General features: G+C 69.7%; 21 protein-coding genes and 1 pseudogene. 12 read left to right on the top strand and 10 right to left on the bottom strand.

Annotated elements, in window-relative coordinates; genetic code table 11:
- Positions 1–672 precede the first annotated feature (672 nt).
- The 4 genes from dnaB to DDJ31_RS19475 all read left to right on the top strand — a co-directional run bounded on the left by dnaB (position 673) and on the right by DDJ31_RS19475 (position 3,386).
- On the top strand, positions 673–2,154 hold the full coding sequence (gene dnaB / locus DDJ31_RS19485) for a replicative DNA helicase (protein WP_127179027.1): 1,482 nt from the start codon (positions 673–675) through the stop codon (positions 2,152–2,154).
- 192 nt (positions 2,155–2,346) lie between these two features.
- The gene (locus DDJ31_RS39240; protein ID WP_240678145.1) at positions 2,347–2,532 is read left to right on the top strand and encodes a hypothetical protein; all 186 of its coding nucleotides are present in this window, start codon (positions 2,347–2,349) and stop codon (positions 2,530–2,532) included.
- The gene (locus DDJ31_RS19480; protein ID WP_276319331.1) at positions 2,533–2,889 is read left to right on the top strand and encodes a TnsA-like heteromeric transposase endonuclease subunit; all 357 of its coding nucleotides are present in this window, start codon (positions 2,533–2,535) and stop codon (positions 2,887–2,889) included.
- On the top strand, positions 2,886–3,386 hold the full coding sequence (locus DDJ31_RS19475; protein ID WP_127179028.1) for a hypothetical protein: 501 nt from the start codon (positions 2,886–2,888) through the stop codon (positions 3,384–3,386). Before DDJ31_RS19480 ends, DDJ31_RS19475 begins: the two co-directional genes overlap by 4 nt.
- On the opposite strand, the gene DDJ31_RS19470 is transcribed toward DDJ31_RS19475, so the two are convergent.
- Complete coding sequence (locus tag DDJ31_RS19470; RefSeq protein WP_240678147.1) at positions 3,308–4,558, bottom strand: hypothetical protein; 1,251 nt, start codon at positions 4,556–4,558, stop codon at positions 3,308–3,310. The genes DDJ31_RS19475 and DDJ31_RS19470 overlap by 79 nt on opposite strands.
- A gap of 282 nt (positions 4,559–4,840) precedes the next feature.
- On the opposite strand from DDJ31_RS19470, the gene DDJ31_RS19465 reads away from it, so the two are divergent.
- Both DDJ31_RS19465 and DDJ31_RS39885 read left to right on the top strand, forming a co-directional pair.
- Positions 4,841–5,437 carry a hypothetical protein gene (locus DDJ31_RS19465; protein ID WP_127179029.1) on the top strand — a complete coding sequence of 199 codons (597 nt, stop codon included), beginning with the start codon at positions 4,841–4,843 and terminating at the stop codon, positions 5,435–5,437.
- A 288-nt stretch (positions 5,438–5,725) separates the two neighbouring features.
- Positions 5,726–6,037 (top strand): annotated as a pseudogene (locus DDJ31_RS39885) (TnsA endonuclease N-terminal domain-containing protein); the annotation flags it as partial.
- 298 nt (positions 6,038–6,335) lie between these two features.
- Here DDJ31_RS39885 and DDJ31_RS19460 read toward each other — a convergent pair.
- Complete coding sequence (locus DDJ31_RS19460; RefSeq protein ID WP_127179030.1) at positions 6,336–6,914, bottom strand: hypothetical protein; 579 nt, start codon at positions 6,912–6,914, stop codon at positions 6,336–6,338.
- A 174-nt stretch (positions 6,915–7,088) separates the two neighbouring features.
- A complete protein-coding gene (locus DDJ31_RS19455) occupies positions 7,089–7,652 on the bottom strand; it encodes a dihydrofolate reductase family protein (RefSeq protein ID WP_127179031.1) in 564 nt (187 codons plus the stop codon).
- Positions 7,653–7,802: 150 nt separating this feature from the next.
- On the opposite strand from DDJ31_RS19455, the gene DDJ31_RS19450 reads away from it, so the two are divergent.
- Positions 7,803–9,203 (top strand): serine hydrolase domain-containing protein, encoded by a 1,401-nt coding sequence (locus tag DDJ31_RS19450; protein ID WP_127179032.1) that lies wholly within the window; start codon positions 7,803–7,805, stop codon positions 9,201–9,203.
- Positions 9,204–9,290: 87 nt separating this feature from the next.
- On the opposite strand, the gene DDJ31_RS19445 is transcribed toward DDJ31_RS19450, so the two are convergent.
- Positions 9,291–9,743 carry a GNAT family N-acetyltransferase gene (locus DDJ31_RS19445; RefSeq protein ID WP_127179033.1) on the bottom strand — a complete coding sequence of 151 codons (453 nt, stop codon included), beginning with the start codon at positions 9,741–9,743 and terminating at the stop codon, positions 9,291–9,293.
- A 211-nt stretch (positions 9,744–9,954) separates the two neighbouring features.
- Positions 9,955–10,821, bottom strand: coding sequence for a GNAT family N-acetyltransferase (locus tag DDJ31_RS19440; RefSeq protein ID WP_127179034.1), 867 nt, complete (start codon positions 10,819–10,821; stop codon positions 9,955–9,957).
- 533 nt (positions 10,822–11,354) lie between these two features.
- Between DDJ31_RS19440 and DDJ31_RS19435 the strand changes: the two genes are divergently transcribed.
- Entirely contained in the window at positions 11,355–12,728 is a 1,374-nt protein-coding gene (locus DDJ31_RS19435; protein ID WP_240678148.1) for a globin domain-containing protein, read from the top strand.
- Between the two features lie 14 nt (positions 12,729–12,742).
- On the opposite strand, the gene DDJ31_RS19430 is transcribed toward DDJ31_RS19435, so the two are convergent.
- The 5 genes from DDJ31_RS19430 to DDJ31_RS19410 form a co-directional block, all read right to left on the bottom strand.
- Positions 12,743–13,225: an NUDIX domain-containing protein gene (locus DDJ31_RS19430; protein WP_127179036.1), complete on the bottom strand. Its 483-nt coding sequence runs from the start codon at positions 13,223–13,225 to the stop codon at positions 12,743–12,745.
- Positions 13,226–13,311: 86 nt separating this feature from the next.
- The gene (locus tag DDJ31_RS19425; RefSeq protein ID WP_127179037.1) at positions 13,312–14,229 is read right to left on the bottom strand and encodes a LysR family transcriptional regulator; all 918 of its coding nucleotides are present in this window, start codon (positions 14,227–14,229) and stop codon (positions 13,312–13,314) included.
- Positions 14,230–14,459: 230 nt separating this feature from the next.
- Positions 14,460–15,617, bottom strand: a complete 1,158-nt coding sequence (locus DDJ31_RS19420) for a cystathionine gamma-lyase (RefSeq protein WP_127179038.1) — start codon at positions 15,615–15,617, stop codon at positions 14,460–14,462.
- Positions 15,614–16,105, bottom strand: a complete 492-nt coding sequence (locus DDJ31_RS19415; RefSeq protein WP_127179039.1) for a low molecular weight protein-tyrosine-phosphatase — start codon at positions 16,103–16,105, stop codon at positions 15,614–15,616. The genes DDJ31_RS19420 and DDJ31_RS19415 overlap by 4 nt, the downstream gene beginning before the upstream one ends.
- Positions 16,106–16,112: 7 nt before the next feature.
- Complete coding sequence (locus DDJ31_RS19410; protein WP_127179040.1) at positions 16,113–16,490, bottom strand: phage holin family protein; 378 nt, start codon at positions 16,488–16,490, stop codon at positions 16,113–16,115.
- A gap of 58 nt (positions 16,491–16,548) precedes the next feature.
- On the opposite strand from DDJ31_RS19410, the gene DDJ31_RS19405 reads away from it, so the two are divergent.
- The 4 genes from DDJ31_RS19405 (at position 16,549) to DDJ31_RS19390 (ending at position 19,311) form a co-directional block, all read left to right on the top strand.
- The gene (locus DDJ31_RS19405; protein WP_127182702.1) at positions 16,549–16,866 is read left to right on the top strand and encodes a cupin domain-containing protein; all 318 of its coding nucleotides are present in this window, start codon (positions 16,549–16,551) and stop codon (positions 16,864–16,866) included.
- Between the two features lie 146 nt (positions 16,867–17,012).
- On the top strand, positions 17,013–17,225 hold the full coding sequence (locus tag DDJ31_RS19400) for a DUF5326 family protein (RefSeq protein ID WP_127179041.1): 213 nt from the start codon (positions 17,013–17,015) through the stop codon (positions 17,223–17,225).
- A gap of 822 nt (positions 17,226–18,047) precedes the next feature.
- Entirely contained in the window at positions 18,048–18,773 is a 726-nt protein-coding gene (locus DDJ31_RS19395) for an IclR family transcriptional regulator (RefSeq protein ID WP_431027704.1), read from the top strand.
- A 100-nt stretch (positions 18,774–18,873) separates the two neighbouring features.
- Positions 18,874–19,311 (top strand): SsgA family sporulation/cell division regulator, encoded by a 438-nt coding sequence (locus DDJ31_RS19390; RefSeq protein WP_127179042.1) that lies wholly within the window; start codon positions 18,874–18,876, stop codon positions 19,309–19,311.
- Positions 19,312–19,392 lie beyond the last annotated feature (81 nt).

Here is a 19,392-nt window from a genome sequence, read left to right as displayed (position 1 = left end):
GCAGCAATGTAATCATCCACAGGTAAGAGATACAAGTCGCTTGTGACCCTTACATCGGCTCCCGTCGGGCACAGTTTCGCGCAGCGTTCGAAGCGATCTCGGGCTGAGGGCGAAAGTTTTTCTTCTGCACAGCCGGTGGACGGTGAAGTGCCTGGTCAGAGGGGTGAGGTGGGAGGCAAAGCGAGCTTGTTCACAGGGCTGTCCACCGGGTCGTGCACAGGTTTTGCGGAGTTCTCCACAGCATCGGGGCCGTCGTCCACATGGCCTGTGGATAACCAGATTGGCTGACGGTGCCCACGGGCCTAACGTGGTCCGGCGCACACTCCTTTCGCCGACCGGGAAACCGTCACAAAACCGACGCGCCCGAAGCGGAGTTGGGCCTCTTATTTGTCAGTGCCGTGCCGTAGAAATGTGGGGCATGGCTAGGGTCTGTCGTTTGGATCAGGCGGCATCGGGGTGCGGTGCCTCGTCGGCCTACCCGAGCGGGTCAGGACGCGTGCAGCTGCAAGGCGGAGGAGGGAGTCGACGCGGTGGGGGTACCCCCGGCCGAAGGCTGGGGGACGTCGGCGAGTGACGACAACGCGGCAGATGTGCGTGGCCTGACCTGCGACTCGCCGCATGATCCAAACGACAGGCCCTAGGTCCGCTCGGCGGACGGGAGGAGGTGGCTCGGTGAGCATTTCCGAGCCCTTGGACGACCCGTGGGCCGACAGCGGTCCGAGTGATCGTCTGCCTGCTTCCCGCCGTCGCGGCGAGGGCGGCGGCCGCAGCCGTGACGACCAGCACGACCGCGGCCGGGAGAGCGGCGAGTGGGAGAGCGGCGGCACCGCGTTCGAGCGGGTGCCTCCCCAGGATCTCGACGCCGAGCAGTCTGTCCTCGGTGGCATGCTCCTGTCGAAGGACGCCATCGCCGACGTCGTCGAGGTCCTCAAGGGCCACGACTTCTACAAACCGGCGCACGAGACGATCTTCCAGGCGATCCTCGACATCTACGCCAAGGGCGAGCCGGCCGACCCCATCACGATCGCCGCCGAACTCACCAAGCGCGGCGAGATCAACAAGGTCGGCGGGGCGTCGTATCTGCACACCCTCGTCCAGACGGTGCCGACGGCGGCCAACGCCGAGTACTACGCCGAGATCGTCCACGAACGCGCGGTCCTGCGCCGCCTGGTCGAGGCCGGCACCCGCATCACCCAGATGGGATACGCCGGCGACGACGACGTCGACGAGATCGTCAACCGCGCCCAGGCCGAGATCTACGCGGTCACCGAGCAGCGCACCAGCGAGGACTACCTCCCGCTCGGCGACATCATGGAGGGCGCGCTCGACGAGATCGAGGCGATCGGCTCACGCAGCGGCGAGATGACGGGCGTGCCGACCGGCTTCACCGACCTCGACTCCCTCACCAACGGCCTGCACCCGGGCCAGATGATCGTCATCGCGGCCCGCCCCGCCATGGGTAAGTCCACCCTCGCGCTGGACTTCGCCCGCGCCGCGTCGATCAAGAACAACCTGCCCAGCGTCATCTTCTCCCTGGAGATGGGCCGCAACGAGATCGCGATGCGTCTGCTGTCCGCCGAGGCGCGGGTCGCGCTGCACCACATGCGCTCCGGCACCATGACGGACGAGGACTGGACGCGGCTGGCGCGCAGGATGCCCGAGGTGTCCTCCGCGCCGCTCTACATCGACGACTCCCCGAACCTGTCGATGATGGAGATCCGCGCCAAGTGCCGCCGGCTGAAGCAGCGCAACGACATCAAGCTCGTGATCATCGACTACCTCCAGCTGATGCAGGCCGGTGGTTCCAAGCGGCAGGAGAGCCGTCAGCAGGAGGTCTCGGACATGTCCCGAAACCTCAAGCTGCTGGCCAAGGAGCTCGAGGTCCCGGTGATCGCGCTCTCGCAGCTGAACCGAGGCCCCGAGCAGCGCACCGACAAGAAGCCGATGGTCTCCGACCTGCGTGAGTCCGGCTCCATCGAGCAGGACGCGGACATGGTGATCCTGCTGCACCGTGAGGACGCCTACGAGAAGGAGTCCCCGCGCGCGGGCGAGGCGGACATCATCGTCGGCAAGCACCGTAACGGCCCGACGGCGACGATCACGGTGGCGTTCCAGGGCCACTACTCACGCTTCGTGGACATGGCACAGACCTGACCTCGGGCTTGTAGGGTCTCAGATTTCATGTCGGACTCTCATGGCTGATGTCGGGTCAGAGTCGGATGTGCCACCGTCTTGAGACTCGCCGGTCATGTCGTCCTGGGTTTGGGTGAAGTCCTGAGCGGGTGATCCCGCCCGGTGTGGCGTAAGCGGCAGTGCTGTCGACGGCACCGGAGTGGGGGTGGGGGCATGGAGGCTGCGGCCAGCATCAGCCGGCAGGACGGTACGGCTGAAGACCGGGCGTGGGCGTCCACGACAGCGCGGTCGATCGAGTCGGCTCCTCCGCGGCGGACGTTCCGCTGGTACATGGGGCAGCACTACTCCGGCACGTACTGGTCGGCGACGGTCGGGGATCTCGTGATCTACGAGTCGTGACTGGAGCTCGCCCGGCTGTTGTTCGCCGACTTCGACGCTTCGGTACGCGGCATCGTGGCCCAGCCGTTCCTCCTGAAGAAGGTGGTGGAGGGGAAGGTCGGCAAGCACATCCCGGATTGCTTCCTGGTGACCGAGGATGGCCCGATCGTCGTGGACGTGAAGCCGCGGTGGCGGTTGGACGATCCGGTGGTGGACTCCACTTTCGCCTGGACCAGGCGTGCGGTGGAGGAGCGCGGGTGGCGCTACGAGGTCTGGAGCGAGCCGCCGCCTGCGGAGCTGGAGAACATCCGTTTTCTGGCGGGTTTCCGCCGGGAGTGGTTGCTCGATCCTGAGCTCCTTCGGATGAGGCTGGCGTGAGCGGAGCCGGCACGCGGGTCGATGTCGGGACGCGCTTCGTCTACGACGGCGAGGCCGTCGAGGTGATCGAGCTGGTTGCGACGACAGCTGGTAACGAAGTCGCCCTGAAGGATGTCCGAGGCCGAGTCCAGCGACTGTCGCTGAAGGAACTGCTGTTCTCCGACCGGGCTCGCGTGATTCCCGATGGTCCTGGTCCGTCAGGAGCAGCCGCCGACGAGCTCGCCTCGGTGGTCCTGGACCAGCTCGGCGACGACGGGCGTGAGGCGACGGCCGAGCGGGCCGGACACATGCGGGAGGTACTGATGGGATTCCGGTCGGGCAGCCCGGAGTTGGCGGCCGACGCCGAGCCGCGTGACGAGTACGCGCTGGCGGAGCCGCTGGAGGCCAATCAGGATGCTTTCTATGCTGGTGCCCACGTTCACTCGTTGGGGGACTCCGTTGCCGGTGGGATACCGCACCGCCAGCAGTCGGTCGCGTGGTCGTCCTGGCAGACGTAGCCGATGGCACCATCCACGCACCATTCGGCGGCCTCCTCGGACAGCAGGTCGGGCCCGGCGAGGAGCAGCCGACGAAATTCCGTGGTGTCCGCGATGTCGGCCGGCCGGTTGGTGAACCACTCGTCGAACCAAGGCTTGTCCTGGTGTACGCGCCAGTGCGCGTTCTCCCGGTCGTCGACAGCCGTAAGGAACCGATCGACGATGCGCCACCAACTCGGTGCTCCGAACCAGCCGTTGTCGGACGCACAGAAGGATTCGATCAGGGTTCGCAGGCCGAACTCCTTCTCGCGAAGGCAGTACCTTCGCCCCCATGAGATCGCGACCTGTGCCATCTCTGCGAGTTCTTCTCGCGGATCAACCTCGTGCGCCGGGTCGTCAGGGTTGTGGCAGGCCAGCCCGAGCTCGAGTACGGACTGCCCTGTCGGTAGAACCCGGGACGGGTTGACGATCGCGAGACCGAGACCGATCCAGTCGACATGGTCGAACGACAGCATCGAGCGCACGAGTCGGGTGGTTGCCGTGTTGATCCGCATCATTGTGCCGTCGTGGAGCGGACTCTTCCCGGCATGCCAGTTTTCGACGGGTGTGTTGCGCCACACCGCGAGCGTGATGCGGGTGGCAGCGAGCCACAGCAGGGCGTCGTCGTCGAGGTGCCCGAACCGCTTGGCACACTCCTGGGCGCCGTAGGTGATCAACTCTTCCGGTTTCGGCCACCCGTGGCTGTCGGGCCCTTCAGGCCCTTCAGACGCGTACTCGTAGTCGTCGGCGTACTCGTCGAGGATCGCGCTCAACTCGGCTGCGCTGTAGGCCTCGCTGTACTCGGAGCTCTCCGGCTCCTCGACGGTGTACATGTCGTGGTCCCAGGAGACGTACACGTCGCCCCAGAGCACGACGTCATCGCACTCGCTGGCGTTGTCCGTCACAACCGGCCTGATGGTGATCGGGGCAGTACGCCCGTCGGTTCGCTCGCCGTCCTTCTCGGCGGCCCATGCGGTGATGACCCCGAGCGGCTTCGGAAGGAGAGGGCCGACCTCGGTGATGCTGAACGGCTCGTCGTCGTCATCGGTGTCGAACCGGCTGTTGACGAACGCGACCGCCTCGGAGGGCGTGCTGACGATGGACTGGGTACCACTCTGATTGTCCACCACTCGCCACAACGCGCTGTTCTTCACGATGCTCTCCGATCGCGGTGAATGTACCCGGGGCGGGCGCGATGCACCGGGTCGCTCGATACTGACTCCGATCAGGTACTCGAAGGGGCCGGGCTGACAGGCTGCACTCGTGGCCCTCAACGATCCCTGGACGCTGGTTGGGCCGAAACCACCCCCGAGCAGGCCAGGGAGGCTGCCGTTTCCGGTGCTGGCGGCCTCGGACCGGCCCCATCTCGCCGTACTCCAAGCGCAGGGTCTGACATCCGGACCGGGCAGCAGGTTCATGCGGTCGACAATGAGCGCATGGACGTCCCTGAGTTGCTCGAAGCAGCTTTCCTGTTGGTTCCGGAAGAGACCGCCACCGGGAATGACATCACGGTGGGAGACGTCTGGGACTACCTCGTTCACGACGAGTGGGAGATCGCCCTGGGTCTGCTGGAGGAGTTTGGGGAGGCTCACTCGCTCCCTCTGGCTTTCTGGGAGAAGCTCGCCGAAGCGGCTGATCAACTCCAGCTGGAGCGGAGTGCGGCTTGGTGCCATTGGCGATGCTCCGAGCTCCGCAACGGCTTGATCAGGGCGGATTTGACGCTCCGCCCTGCCGCCGAGGCGCGACGCACGACGCCAATCTCCGGCGCGGGTGTTCTGCGGCCCATGTGGGACATCGGTCTCCTCTCACCCACCGGCGGACGTGCGGTCAGCATCGCTGGGCTCTGGGTTGAGAACATGCCCATGCTGGAGCCCGGCGGGCGAGCCACGGTTCGCCTTGTGCCCCTCACTCCCTCCCACTGGTCGCACGTCCAGCCCGGCCAGCAGATCACCATGCACGAGGACCGAGCCGTGGCTGGCACCGCAGCCATCCTGGGGGTTTGCCTCCCTGCCACCGTCCTGCCCGCGCGATGACATGAACTGCTTGCCGGTGCAGGTATCTCCGTACGTGGTGGTGCACTCAGACGGGACGCGGACATGCGGTGCAGCCGGCTGGGCAGTCTGCGGAAAGACACCGATCTGAGACAGCCGCCTGCCGACACGTCGTGCGACTGGAGGGGAACGTCCAGGTCATAGCGTCGGCGCATGACACCGAAAGTGAGAACCTACAAGGTTGGAGGGGGTCGACTTAGTTCAGCAGTCGAGCCCGTGTCTCAGCGGTACATCAGCAATGTCGGGTAGTTCGTCGTGGGTACCCAGACGATGAGGCCGGACTGTGTGCCGCCTCGCAGCCGCGCGGGCGGCGCGTGGTGGCGCCAGGGGTGCGCTGGTCTCGCTGCGGGAGATGGACGACAGCACTGTCGAGAAGCCGATGAGGCAGCTTCGCTCGGCCAGGTGGTGCGGGCGAAGCCGTGGCGTAACTTCGATCCCCAGGTGGTGGAGATCGCGTCCCAGCCGTTCCGGATCCGGGCCAGTGTTGCTGGCCGGGCCAGGCGGCATGTCCCGGACTACTTCCTCGTGCGGGCTGACCGGTCGGTGACGGTCGTCAACGTCAAGCCCTCCTCCCAACTGGCCAAGCCGGAGATTGCCCGAAGCCCTCACCCGGCCGGCGAAGCTGATCGAGGACACGGGTGGGCCCACGAGCTCTGGTCGGGCGAGGACCCGGTCTTCCTCGCGAAGGTGCCGTTCCTGGCGAGCCAGCGCCGCGACGGGCTCGTGGCGGCGGAGGTGCTGGACGAGGTTCTTTGGTGCGGCAGCCGGAGGGGCGACGATCCGGGAGCTGGCTCTGCGACCGCAGGCGACCTGGGAGCCCGAGTTGCTCAAACCGGTGGTGCTGAGGCTGCGTTGGCAGCAGCGGCTCCGAACCTGCCGATTACTGCCAGGAGGGGTTTCGGCTCCGCAGCCAGGGGCCGAACAGGGATTCGTACTCTGTTGCCCCGCTGGTCAGCACGAAGTCGGGAACCGTGGCGGAAACCGCAGCATGCAGGCGGCCCAACAGGGTCGAGACGGGCGCGGATCCCAAGCCCAGTGCTTGAGCGACTGTTGCTCGATCCGCGTCCTTCCCAGGCTCATCCCGAAGCTCGTCATCGCGCAGGTGATCAGCGGTCGCGCGCATGACCGCCAGATCACCCGCCCCGGAGAACTTCAGGCAGTCCCACCAGGAAGGCAGCCCAACCACGATCTCCAACGCTTCGGTCAAGCTGTTGCCGATCAGGCCGGCCTGTCCTTCGGAGCTCGCATAGAGCACGGGACGGACCTTGCCGTTGCCGCAGAGGAAGAAGGTCCCGCCGGTGTAATCGCCTGCGATGCCCTCCAGTGCCACGCCGGACGAGAGGCGGACAGGCTCACCGGGATCGCTGCGCGAGAGATCGAACTCGCAGAGACGCCAGAGCACCTCGGCAAGATCGGAGTCCCGACGGATCGAGTCCAGGACTTCCTCATGGCGAGTCACCCTGCGGACGATAGCGGTGCCCCGTCGGGCGAGCCGGTGGGTGTCGCATCACCGTGAACGTGCTCAACTACGCCAATCCATCGGCTGACGAGACTGCTCAACCACCCGCACAGCGCGACGAAGAGTGCCGAGATTCGTGGCTCCCCTGCACGGGCCGCGCGTGGGCGCCGCTCCTCAGCGTCTCGTCTCGTACCTGGTCAGGGTCACGCCGCCGGGAAGCGTCCGGGTCTCCACCAGGTTCAGGTTCACCCAGTTGTCCAGCGCGGTGAAGAACGGTGTGCCGCCGCCCACCAGGACCGGCGCGGTGGCCAGCACGTACTCGTCGATCAGCCCGGCCCGCATGGCCGCCCCGGCGAGCGTCGCGCCGGCGATGTCCATCGGGCCGCCGTCCTCGGCCTTGAGCCGGGTGATCTCGGCGACCGCGTCGCCGGTGACCAGCCGGGTGTTCCAGTCGACCGCGTCGACCGTCGAGGAGAACACCACCTTCGACATGTCCCGCCAACGGCGCGCGAACTCGATCTCCGCCGGGGTCGCGTCGGGCTGCTGGTCGCCGGTCGGCCAGTAGGAGCTCATCGACTCCCACAGCTTGCGCCCGTACAGCGACAGCTCGGTCGCCTGCAACCGGTCGGACCAGAACTGGAACAGCTCGTCGCTCGGCGTGCTCCAGCCGATGTCGTCGCCGGGCGCGGCGATGTAGCCGTCCAGGGACAGGTTCATGCCGTAGATCAGTTTCCGCATGGCGCCAGCCTTCCGTGAGTCGGTCTCACGCGTACAGACCGGCGCGGCACGGGAGACTCATCGGTGCGCGGTGCGGGCTCGCGTGTGGGCCTCGCGCCCGGACGTCCCGCCGGTTCGACTCCCGGGGTGTCCGCGGGGTGGACTGGGAGCATGACGACACCTCATCAGGACGAGTCGCCGGGGGCGTTGCTGCCCGGTACCCGCCGTGCGCTGCTGCACCGGATCGCCGTGGGGCAGGCCGAGGGGCGGGCGCCGTCGATGGTCGCGGCCGTCGTGCGGGACGGGCAGGCCGTGTGGCACGGGTCCAGGACCGCCGGGCACGGACCCGACCCGGGTGAGCGGGTGCAGTACCGGATCGGCTCCCTCACCAAGACGTTCACCGCCGTCCTGGTGATGCGGCTGCGCGACGAAGGCGCCCTCGGACTCGACGACCCGCTGGAGCGGCACCTGCCGGGCACCGGCGTGGGGGAGGCCACCGTCGGTGAGCTGCTCGCCCACGCGGGTGGTCTCGCCGCGGAGTCACCGGCGCCCTGGTGGGAGCGGACCCCCGGGTCGCTGCGCCCGGGGCTCGCCGACGTCCTGGGCGAGAGGCCGCTGCTCCACCCGGCCGGCCGGCGCTTCCACTACTCCAACCCCGGCTACACCGTGCTCGGCGCCCTCGTCGAGGAACTGCGCGGTGCCCCCTGGGCGGAGGTACTTCGGCGTGAAGTGCTCGAACCCCTGGGCCTTGACCGCACGAGCGCCCAGCCGCTGGCCCCCTACGCGGACGGCTGGGCCGTGCACCCGTGGGCCGACACCCTCATGCCCGAACCCGTCGAGGACCTCGGTCTGATGGCCCCGGCGGGCCAGCTCTGGTCCACCACCACGGACCTGGCCCGCTTCGCGGTCTTCCTCGCGCACGGCGACGACCGGGTGCTGAGCGCCGCGTCGGTGCGTGAGATGCGGACACCGGCGACGGTGGTCGAGGCCGCGGATGTCGCGGACGGCACCTCCTACGGGCTCGGCGTGCAGATCCAGCGGCGCGGCGGACGGCTGCTGATCGGGCACTCCGGATCGCTGCCGGGCTTCCTGGCGAACCTCACCGTCAGCGTCGAGGACGACCTCGCTTCCGTCGTCCTCGCCAACTGCACGTCGGGCCCGCCGATCGCCACCATCGGCGCCGACCTCGTCCGGATCGTCGCCGAGGCCGAACCGCGCCTTCCCGCGCCGTGGCGGCCGCTGCCCGCAGTGGATCCCTCCGTGCTGGAGTTGGCGGGGCCCTGGTACTGGGGGACGAACGCCTTCGCGCTGCGCCTCACGGCCGACGGCATGGTCTCGCTGGGTCCGCTCACGGGCGGCGGACGCCGCTCGCGCTTCCGCGCCAACGGCGACGGGACCTGGACCGGCCTTGAGGGCTACTACGCCGGAGAGCTTCTGCGGGCCGTACGGCGGCCGGACGGGACCGTGGACCATCTGGACCTCGGGTCCTTCGTTTTCACGCGCCAGCCGTACGAGGAGGGGGCTTCCGTGCCGGGCGGGGTCGATCCGGACGGGTGGCGGGGGATCGGCTAGCCATCGATACGCGGTGAGTGTCCTGTTTCACGTGAAACACGACACTCACCGGGCGGGCCCGGCGGCGCCCCCGCCTGGCCCCACCCGTCACAGCTGGAGCTTGAACCCCACATGGGAGGCCGTGAATCCGAGCCGCTCGTAGAAGCGGTGGGCGTCGGTGCGGGACGCGTCAGAGGTCAGCTGCACCAACTGGCATCCCTGGCGCCGGGATTCGTCGACCGCCCACTCCATGAGCCGGGTGCCCAGACCGCTGCCACGCTCGTCGGCGTGGATGCGGACGGCCTCGATGATGGAGCGGACGGCGCCGCGCCGGGAGAGCCCGGGAATGATCGTGAGCTGGAGCGTGCCCACGACACGGCCCTCCCGGACGGCGACGACCAGGTGCTGGTTCGGGTCGGCCGAGAGGCGCTCCAAGGCTGCCAGATACGGCGTCAGGTCGTCCGGCGACTCGCGCCGCGCCCCAAGGGGGTCGTCGGCGAGCATCGCGACGACGGCCGGTACGTCGTCGGGCGTGACGGGGCGGATGTCGAGGTCTCCCATGCCCGCACCCTACGCACCGGACCCTGTCCGCTCCTCACGGACCCTGTCCGCGCTCCGTTCCCTGTGACAGGTGACAGGTGACAGGTGACAGGACCGGTGACAGGTGACCGGTGACAGGTGTTCCGTGCTCCGCGCTCTGCCTTGCCTTCCGGCCCTCCCTCTTCGGCCCTCCCCCCTCCGTCCCGCCCTCGGCATCCGCCCCCGCGGCGCCTCAGCCGGCCGCGACCGTCAGGGGAGCGAACCTCCGGGTCCAGTCGCCGGGCAGATCGTTGATGCCGTACGTCATCACCGAGTTGAAGGCGACGGACGCCAGCCCGCGCTCCTTGGCCCAGGCCAGCAGTGCCTCGTGGCGCACGTCGATGTCGGTGCGCAGCGGGCGGTCGCTCTGCTCGGCGAGCGCGCCGATCAACGCCTTGGCCGTCTCCGTGTCCCGGGCGATCAGCGGGCCGACGACGTGGGTGTCCATGTTGGGCCAGGCGGCCGCGTACCCGATGAGCCGGCCACTCTCCTCGGCGACGCGCAGCCGGTCGGCGAAGGCGGGCAGCCGGGTGATGAGGTGGGTGCGGTCGACCCCGAACACCTCCTCGTCGAGCCGGACGATCCGGGTCAGGTCCTCGGCGGTGGCCGGGCGGGTGGCGACCGTCGGGGCGGAGCCACCGGGCGTGAAGCGCCCGCGCAGCATCTCGGCCCGGCCGGTGACCTTGAAGCCCAGTTCCTCGTAGAGCGGGCGGCCGTCGGGGGTCGCGTACAGGGTCAGCGGGGTGGTGCCCGCCGTCGCGACGACATGGCGCATCAGGTGGCGCCCGATGCCCCGGCGGGCGTGCCGTTCGGCGACCAGCACCATGCCGACGGCGCCCAGGTCCGGTCGCTCGCGGGGTCCGTACTCCGTGAGGACGCAGGCGCTGACGAGACCGCCGTCGGGGTCGTCGATGCCGTAGGCCTTCCCGGAGGCGAGGAGGAAGCCCCACTTGTGCTCCTCGCGCGGCCACCCCCGGTCCTCGGACAAGTCGGCGCAGGCGGTGAGATCCCGGAGCGTCAGACGGCGAATGGAAAGAGTGTTGACGGAAGGAGTCGGCACGCAGGTCAGGCTGTCTGACGGGTACCCCCGTCGTCCACCTCTTTGCGGGGAGACGCACGAGCTTTTGGCCATGCCGTGATCCGATGCACAACCAAGGCTCTCCGGGGGGTGTTTCACGTGAAACATGGGCGAACGCAGAACGGCCGACTTGGATGGAGGGCGCAATCCGTCCCGCGCCGAATCGGCGGGCAGTCCCCGAAGGGGGCCGGGACGTCCGGTAGTTGGGATAACTGCCGTTTCGCGCCGCCTTTTTCGGGAGGAAAAACCGAGGTGACGGGAGCACAGACTTGTGATCGGAGCGACGACCGGTATGGTCGACTCCGGTTCGACGGGGGTGTGGTGGTCGACCGTGCTGCGGTACATCTCACACTCTCGCCTTACCCGCCGGTACGTATTGTCGACGAAGGTTGAATGAGGCCGCGTCGGCCAAGGGAACGAAACGGGTTAGGAAAGCCGTCTACGGGGGAAAGCGGGCATCTTCCGATCGAGGAAGTGCGGAGACCGACCGAAAGATGTTCGAGGCGAGGCTCACGATGGACGCTCCGACCACCGCGTCGGCCGACAACGGCACTTCGGGCGGCGGAGGCGGCTGGTTCGGCACGCCGCCCCAGCCCGAGACGACCCCGAACGGCGCACGGCCCCCGAGCGACGGCGGCCAGGCCGACCGACGACTCGCCGAGAACATCGGGATGTTCGGTGAGCGCCCACGCGTCCCCCCGCAGCGCGCCCAGACCGCCCCGCCCGGCCCGGCAGCCCAGGACCACACCCCGCCGCCGCCCCCGGCCCAACAGGCGTCACCCGACGCGCTCCTGATCCGCCGGACCATGGCGGAGGTCGAGCCGGTGGCCGACAAGGTCACCTCGTACTTCTACGCCCTGCTGTTCGTCCGCCACCCGCAACTCAGGCCGCTGTTCCCGGCCGCGATGGACACCCAGCGCGACCGGCTGCTCAAGGCGCTGCTCACCGCGGCCGAGCACATCGACAACACCGAGGTGCTGGTCGCCTACCTCCAGAACCTGGGCCGCGGCCACCGCAAGTACGGCACCCTCCCCGAGCACTACCCGGCCGTCGGCGAGTGCCTCATCGGCGCGCTGAGCAAGTACGCGTCGCACATCTGGGACCAGGCCATGGAAGCGGCCTGGGTCCGGGCGTACACGACGATCTCGCAGGTCATGATCGACGCGGCCGCCGTGGACCAGATGCGGGCGCCCGCCTGGTGGCACGCCGAGGTGGTCGCGCACGACCGCAGGACGCCTGACATAGCCGTCGTCACGGTCCGCCCCGACCAGCCGTACCCGTTCCTCGCCGGGCAGTACACGAGCGTCGAGACGCCGTGGTGGCCGCGCGTCTGGCGGCACTACTCCTTCGCCTCGGCGCCCCGCTCCGACGGACTGCTCTCCTTCCACGTGAAGGCCGTCCCGGCGGGCTGGGTCTCCAACGCCCTGGTGCACCGCGCCCGGCTCGGCGACGTCATCAGGCTCGGTCCGCCGGGCGGCGCGATGACCGTGGACCACACCAGCGACAGCGGGCTGCTCTGCCTGGGCGGCGGCACCGGCATAGCGCCGATCAAGGCCCTGGTCGAGGACGTCGCCGAACACGGCGAGCGGCGGCCGGTCGAGGTGTTCTACGGCGCCCGCACCGACGTCGACCTGTACGACATCAACACCATGCTCAGGCTCCAGCAGGCCCACTCGTGGCTCTCGGTCCGCGCGATCATCGACCAGCAGGGGCACATCGGACTTCCCGACGCCGTGCGCGAGTTCGGCCCGTGGAACGGCTACGACGCCTATCTCTCAGGGCCGCCCGGCATGATCCGCAGCGGAGTCCACGTCCTGCGCAGCGCGGGGTTCCCGCAGGAGCGCATACGCCACGACGAGGTGGAGGAACTCCTCACCGTCGACGGCTGATCCGTCGCCCCGCCTCAGCCCAGGTCGGGGGCGTGCATCGCGCGGACGCCCTCGATGTTGCCGTCCAGGTAGTGGCGCAGCGACAGCGGCACCAGGTGGACCGAGGCGATCCCGACGCGGGTGAAGGGCACCCGGACGATCTCGTACTCCCCGGCCGGCTCGTCCATCTCGGGGCCGTGGCGCTGCGAGATGTCCATGGACTCCAGGCGGCAGACGAAGAAGTGCTGCACCTTCACGCCGGTCGTCGCGGCGTCCGCGCCGATGTGTTCGACGGTGTCGACGAAGCAGGGGACCACGTCGATGATCTTGGCGCCGAGTTCCTCGTGCACCTCGCGGTGCAGGGCGTCGACGACGGTCGTGTCCTCGGCCTCGACCCCGCCACCGGGGGTCACCCAGTAGGGATCGACACCTGGCTTGGTGCGCTTGATCAGGATCAGGTCGTCGCCGTCCAGCAGGACGGCACGTGCGGTGCGCTTGACCACGGGTCGGACGGTCATGGGAGAAATGTGGCCCCGCTGGTTCCACGTGAAACATCGCGGGACGTCATCGGCCGAACCCTCGGTCGCCGCCGGGGGCTCTCCGGTCAGGTCCAGCCCGCCGCGGCCCTCAGCAGCCAGTCGTGCGCCCGCGCGATGTGCGGAAGGGCCAGCGTGCCCGAGCGGACCACCAGGAAGTACGTGCGCAGGGGCGGCACCGGAGGCTCGTGCAGCGCCACCACGGCACCGCGCTCCAGAGCGGACGCGCACAGATAGCGCGGCAGCACGGCGAGCCCGGCGCCCGCGACCGCGCAGGCGAGCACCGCGCGCAGGTCCGGCACGATCACGGTGCCCGGCGCGGTCGGCCGGCAGTCGAAGACGGAGGCCCAGTAGCGGGAGACGAAGGGCAGCGTCTCGTGCACCTCGATCACCGGGACGCCCGCCAGCTCCGCCGCCCCCGGACGGTGGCCGTCCCGCCCGCCGTCCGCCGGGCCGATCAGCTCGGCGTACCCGGGGGCGGCGACCAGGACGTGCTCCTCGTCGCAGAGCGGGGTCGCCGTGAACAGGGAGCCGCGCGGACGGGCCGTTCCGATGGCCAGATCATGGTGCCCGGCGCCCAGCCCCTCCAAGGTCTCCTCGGCGGTCCCGAAGGAGGCGCGCAGCGCGAAGCCCCGGCCGTCCTCGCCCGTCAGCTCGGTGAGCGCGGGCAGCGCCCGTTCCGCGGTGAACTCCGGCGGGCCCGCGAGGTGCAGGGTGCGCAGGGCGGAGTCCTCGTCGAGGCCGGTCTCGGTGATCTCCACCAGCGCGTCGAGATGCGGGGCGGCCTTGTGCGCGAGTTCGTCCCCGATGGTCGTCGGGGTCACACCCCGCGGCTGGCGCAGGAACAGGGGGCGTCCCAGCTGCCGTTCCAGCGTCCTTATCTGGGAGGTCACGGCCGGCTGGGAGAGGCCGAGCAGCGCGGCGGCGCGGGTGAAGGAACCAGCCCGGTGCACGGTCACGAACGTGCGCAGCAGGGCCAGATCCATAGTGCGCCTTCCCTTTCCCCGCCCGTCCTCCAGCCGTTGGGCAGGGGCCAACTATAAATAAGTCGATAGGTCTCTGTCGCTACTGTGATTGGACACTGACAGAGAGTCAACTAGCCTCGTACGCACGGTTCTTCGCGTGCGCGGAGCCGAGGACGGTCCGAGCCACGAGGGGGGAGGTTCGGACCGTCCGCCATCCTCCCGGGACAGTCGGGCGGAGGGGCGTAAACCGGTCACCGTGCGGACGCGTCCAGCGCCCGGAGCAGATCCGCCACCAGATCCTCGGGGTCCTCGGCGCCGACCGACAGCCGGACGAAACCCTCAGCGACCGCGTCCCCGCCCCAGCGCCCGCGCCGCTCGGCCGTGGAGCGCACCCCGCCGAAGCTGGTCGCGTCGTCCACCAGCCGCAGGGCGTCCAGGAACGCCTCGGCACGCGCGCGCGTGGGTAGCGTGAACGACACCACGCACCCGTAGCGCCGCATCTGCCGCGAGGCGACCTCGTGCGACGGGTCGTCGGGCAGCCCCGGGTAGCGCAGTCCGGTCACCTCGGGCCGCTCCCGCAGCGCCTGGGCGACCAGCAGGGCGCTCGCGCACTGCCGGTCCACGCGCAGTTGGAGCGTGGCGACCGAACGGTGGGCGAGCCACGCCTCCATCGGCCCCGGGATCGCGCCGACGATCTTGCGCCAGCGGCGGACGGCGGTCATGGCCCCGGCGTCGCCGCCGACGACGTATCCGAGCAGCACGTCCCCGTGCCCGGTGAGCTGCTTGGTTCCGCTGGCCACGGCGAAGTCGGCGCCCAGCTCAAGCGGGCGCTGCCCGAGCGGCGTTGCCAGCGTGTTGTCGACGGCGACCAGGACGCCCCGCGCGTGCGCCGCCTCGACCAGCCGGCGGATGTCGCAGACGTCGAGCCCGGGGTTGGACGGCGACTCGATCCACAGCAGCTTCGCGCCGTCCAGCACGTCGAGCTGGGCGTCGCCGCCGGTCGGCGCGGTGCGCACCTGGACGCCGTACGCCTCCAGCTGCGCCCGCACCAGGGGCAGCACCTGGTAGCCGTCGTTCGGGAGGACCACCGTGTCGCCCGCGCTCAGCTGGGAGAAGAGGACGGCCGAGATGGCGGCCATCCCTGAGGCGAACACGAGCGTCTCGACGTCGTCCCTGCCGGGCGCCTCCAGCTCGCCGATGGCGCGCTCCAGGAGCGTCCAGGTGGGGTTCTCGTCCCGGCCGTAGGTGTACGCCCCGGTCGGCTCCCCCGGCAGGTGGAAGTGGGCGGCGAACACCGGTCCCGGCAGTGTCGGCTCGTGCTTGACCGGCTCGGGCAGCCCCGCCCGCACCGCGCGCGTGCCGTCGCCCTTGCCGTCGTCCACCGGCGTTTCTCTGGCGGAATCACTCATACCGCTCGTCCCTCCACTTGCTCGCGTACCGCGGCGAGCAGGCCGTCGCTCGCCGCCTCCACCATCTCAAGGCACTCCTCGAAGCCGTCCAGGCCCCCGTAGTAAGGGTCGGGAACGTCGAGGTCCGAGCCCGCCGCCGGGTCGTACGAGCGCAGCAGCCGCACCTTCTCCGCGTCCCGCGCGGTCGGCGCGAGGCGGCGGAGGGACGCGAGGTGGCCGGTGTCGAGGGCGATGACGAGATCGAGACGGTCGAACCAGGACCGGTCGAACCTGCGTGCGGTGTGCTCGGTCCCGTAGCCGTGGTCCTCCAGGACGGAGACGGTGCGCGGGTCGGCGCCGTCGCCCTCGTGCCAGCCGTCGGTGCCGGCGCTGTCGACCTCGACGAGGTCCGCGAGACCGGCCTCGACGGTGCGGGCCCGGAAGACGGACTCGGCCATCGGGGAGCGGCAGATGTTGCCCGTACAGACGAAACAGACGTGATAGGTCATCGTGCGCTCAGTCCGAGTCAGGCAGAACGACGTTCAGCGCCCAGGAAACGACAGAGATGATCAGGCCGCCCAGGACCGCTGTCCAGAATCCGTCGACGTGGAAACTGAGGTCGAGCTTGTCGGCCAGCCACGAGGTCAGCAGCAGCATCAGCGCGTTGACCACCAGGGTGATCAGCCCGAGCGTCAGGATGAACAGCGGGAACGTCAGGACCTTCACAATGGGCTTGACCAGGAAGTTCACCAGGCCGAACAGCAGCGCGACGACGATCAGCGTGCCGGCCTTCTTGCCGGTGCTGTCACCGGTCAGGGTGATCTTGTCGAGGAGCCAGACGGCAACCGCCAGGGCACCCGCGTTGGCGATCGTCTTGACTAGGAAATTCTTCATGTGTCTGATCGTTGCAGACGGGATCGGGCACGAGCATCGGGACGAGGACTACAGGACGATGAAGGCTTTCCGGCTGGACGAACTGGAGGCGGAACGCGCCGCCAACGACGGCGCCTACCTCCAGTTCCTGCGTGAGCGGAACATGTCCGTGGGCCTCTACGCGCTCGACGCCGGGAGCCAGGACCCGCAGCGTCCGCACCAACAGGACGAGGTGTACTTCGTCGTCAGCGGCCGGGCCGCGATCACCGTCGGCATGGAGACCACCCAGGTCGCGCGCGGCAGCGTCGTCTACGTGCCGGCCGGTGTCGCGCACAAGTTCCATCACATCAGCGAGGATCTCCGGGTTCTCGTGGTGTTCTCTCCCCCGGAGAGCTGAGGCGCGGCCTCCGGGTTCCCTAGGGGATCAGTCAGGGCAGGACAGGGGGTGCGGGGCCCCCGCTGGGCCCCGGCCGGTCCTAGCATCGGACACAGACATCAAAGGGACCCGGTGCGAGTACGGGCGGAGAGGTAAGGACGAGAGCAATGGGTGAGATCTTCGCGGGACTTCCCTGGTGGGTGAAGTGGGTCGCGGTGCCCGTGATCGCGCTGGTCGTGTTCGGCAGCCTGATCGTGAGCGTCCTCGGATTCGTCATCTGGGTGCTGTTCAAGGTGCTGGTGTTCGTGGCGCTGGTCGCCGGACTGATCTACGTGGTGCGGAAGTTCACCTCCAGCTCGTCGTCGCGCAGCGACTGGTGACGCCCGCGGGCGGCCGGGCGGCCAAGGGGAATCACCGGTTCCCTCGCGCGGGGGAAGTTTCCTGACGGGCGGTCCACGGGCGACGACGGGCGGTTAGAGTCCGGAAATCGACGCGGGGACCACCCCGCGAGGGGCACACCCCCTCCCGTGTCGCTCCGCACGGGCCGTCCCCGCGCGCATCGGGAGTGACCCTTGGCGACGGCAGACACCGCATCCACCACCCCCCACGCACCGCCGGGACCCACCTCACGCCGTCCGGTCGTCCCGGTGGCCGCCCGCCCGGCCAGACCCCCGGAACAGCCGGGTCCGTCGACCCAGGACCGTGCGGCACCGCCCGCCGCGCCGCCGGCCGCTCCGCCGGACCGACCACCCTGGAGGACGCCCTCCTCGGCCACCTCCTCTGCCTCTTCGGCTGACTCCTCGGCGCGGACGTCCCCGGCGGCCCACCCGGTGCCCCCTCCCGCCCCGGCGGCAGGGCCACCCCGTCCGGCGCGGTCCGGCACCCCGCCGTCCCGGGCGCTCGCGACGCCACCGTCGCTCCCCGGCGCCCCATCGTCCCGGGTGCCGGCCACACCGCCGTCACCCCCCGAGACCCGCCGACCCCCGGCGCCTCGTGCCGCTCCCGCGGCCCGGCAGACCCAGGCGACGCCTGCCGGCACCTCCGCGCCCCGGACACCCGCACCGCCCCCGCCGCCGCCCTCGTCCCACCCCCACCCCGCACCCCCCGACGCCCCCGCCGCGCGGCCCCGGCCCACACCGGCCACCGCCCCCGCGCAGCCCCACCACGCCGAAGCCGCGCCGCCCGGCACGCTCATCGGGTCGGTGCAGCGGGCCATGCGGCTGCTGGAGCGGGTCGCCGAGCACCAGCACGGCGCCCCCGCCAAACAGCTCGCCCGCGAGACCGGGCTCGCCCTGCCCACCGCCTACCACCTGCTGCGCACCCTCGTGCACGAGGGCTATCTCAGCCGGGACCGCGGCCTGTTCTTCCTCGGCGACGCGGCGGAGCGCCTCAGCAGCGGCGGCGCACGGCAGAAACGTCGCAGCACGGTCGCCGACATCCTCGCCCGCTGGCGGGACGCCCTCGGGGCGCCCATCTACTACGCCGTCTACGTCGACGGCGAGGTCGAGGTCCAGATCGTCTCCGACACCCCCGCCACCCCGGCGGTCGCCGAGTGGGCCGACTTCCGCGAGACGGCGCACGCGCACGCCATCGGGCAGTGTCTGCTCTCCCAGCTCGACGACGCCTCCCGCCGCGACCATCTCGCCCGCTACCCGGTCCGCACCATCACGCCGTACACGGTGCGTGACGGTCACAGCCTGCTCCGGCGCCTCGAACGGGTGGGTCGGATGGATCCGGTGCTCGAGCGACAGGAATATGCGCTCGGCACGGTTTGTGCGGCAATTCCCGTCACCGCGGGCAGCACAGCCGCAGCTGTGGCCCTGTCTCTGCCCGCTCACCAGGCCGACCGGCTGCCCGCCGCGGCACGTCAGTTGCAGGCCGAAGTGGGGCGTTTGCTGGGGTCACTGTCGATCTCTATCAGTATCTGAAAAATCACTCCTTGTGATCTGTCGTGCACGTTAAGCAAGATGCCTGGAGTGTCAGGGGGGATCATTCCCAGCCAACCGGCTTCATACGACGGGGTAGGCGATGCGCGAGTCCGTACAGGCAGAGGTCATGATGAGCTTTCTCGTCTCCGAGGAGCTCTCGTTCCGCATCCCGGTCGAGCTGCGGTACGAGACCGGCGATCCCTATGCCGTGCGGCTGACCTTCCACTTGCCGGGCGACGCCCCGGTGACCTGGACGTTCGGCCGTGAACTGCTGATCGACGGAGTGGGCAGGCCCTGCGGGGAAGGCGATGTGCGGGTCGAGCCCGCCGACTGCGACTCCCTCGTCGAGGTGCTGATCCGCCTTCAGGTCGGCCGCGACCAGGCGTTGTTCCGGTCCTCGACGGCGCCGGTCATCGCGTTCCTCGACCGCACCGACAAACTGGTGCCGCTCGGTCAGGAGGGTGCCCTCGCCGACTTCGACACCCACCTCGACGAGGCCCTCGACCGGATCCTGGCGGAGGAGCAGAGCGCCGGGTGACGGCCGGGCGCGGGGGCGGCGGCGAGTTCCGGTGCGGGTGGCCGGAGGCGGGCGCAGTGGCTTGTTCCGTGTGAAGAAGTT

Origin of the sequence: Streptomyces griseoviridis (assembly GCF_005222485.1) — a bacterium.
GTDB lineage: Bacteria > Actinomycetota > Actinomycetes > Streptomycetales > Streptomycetaceae > Streptomyces > Streptomyces hintoniae.
Note: the sequence above shows the minus strand (reverse complement) of the source record. Positions and strands in the feature narration are given on the sequence as shown.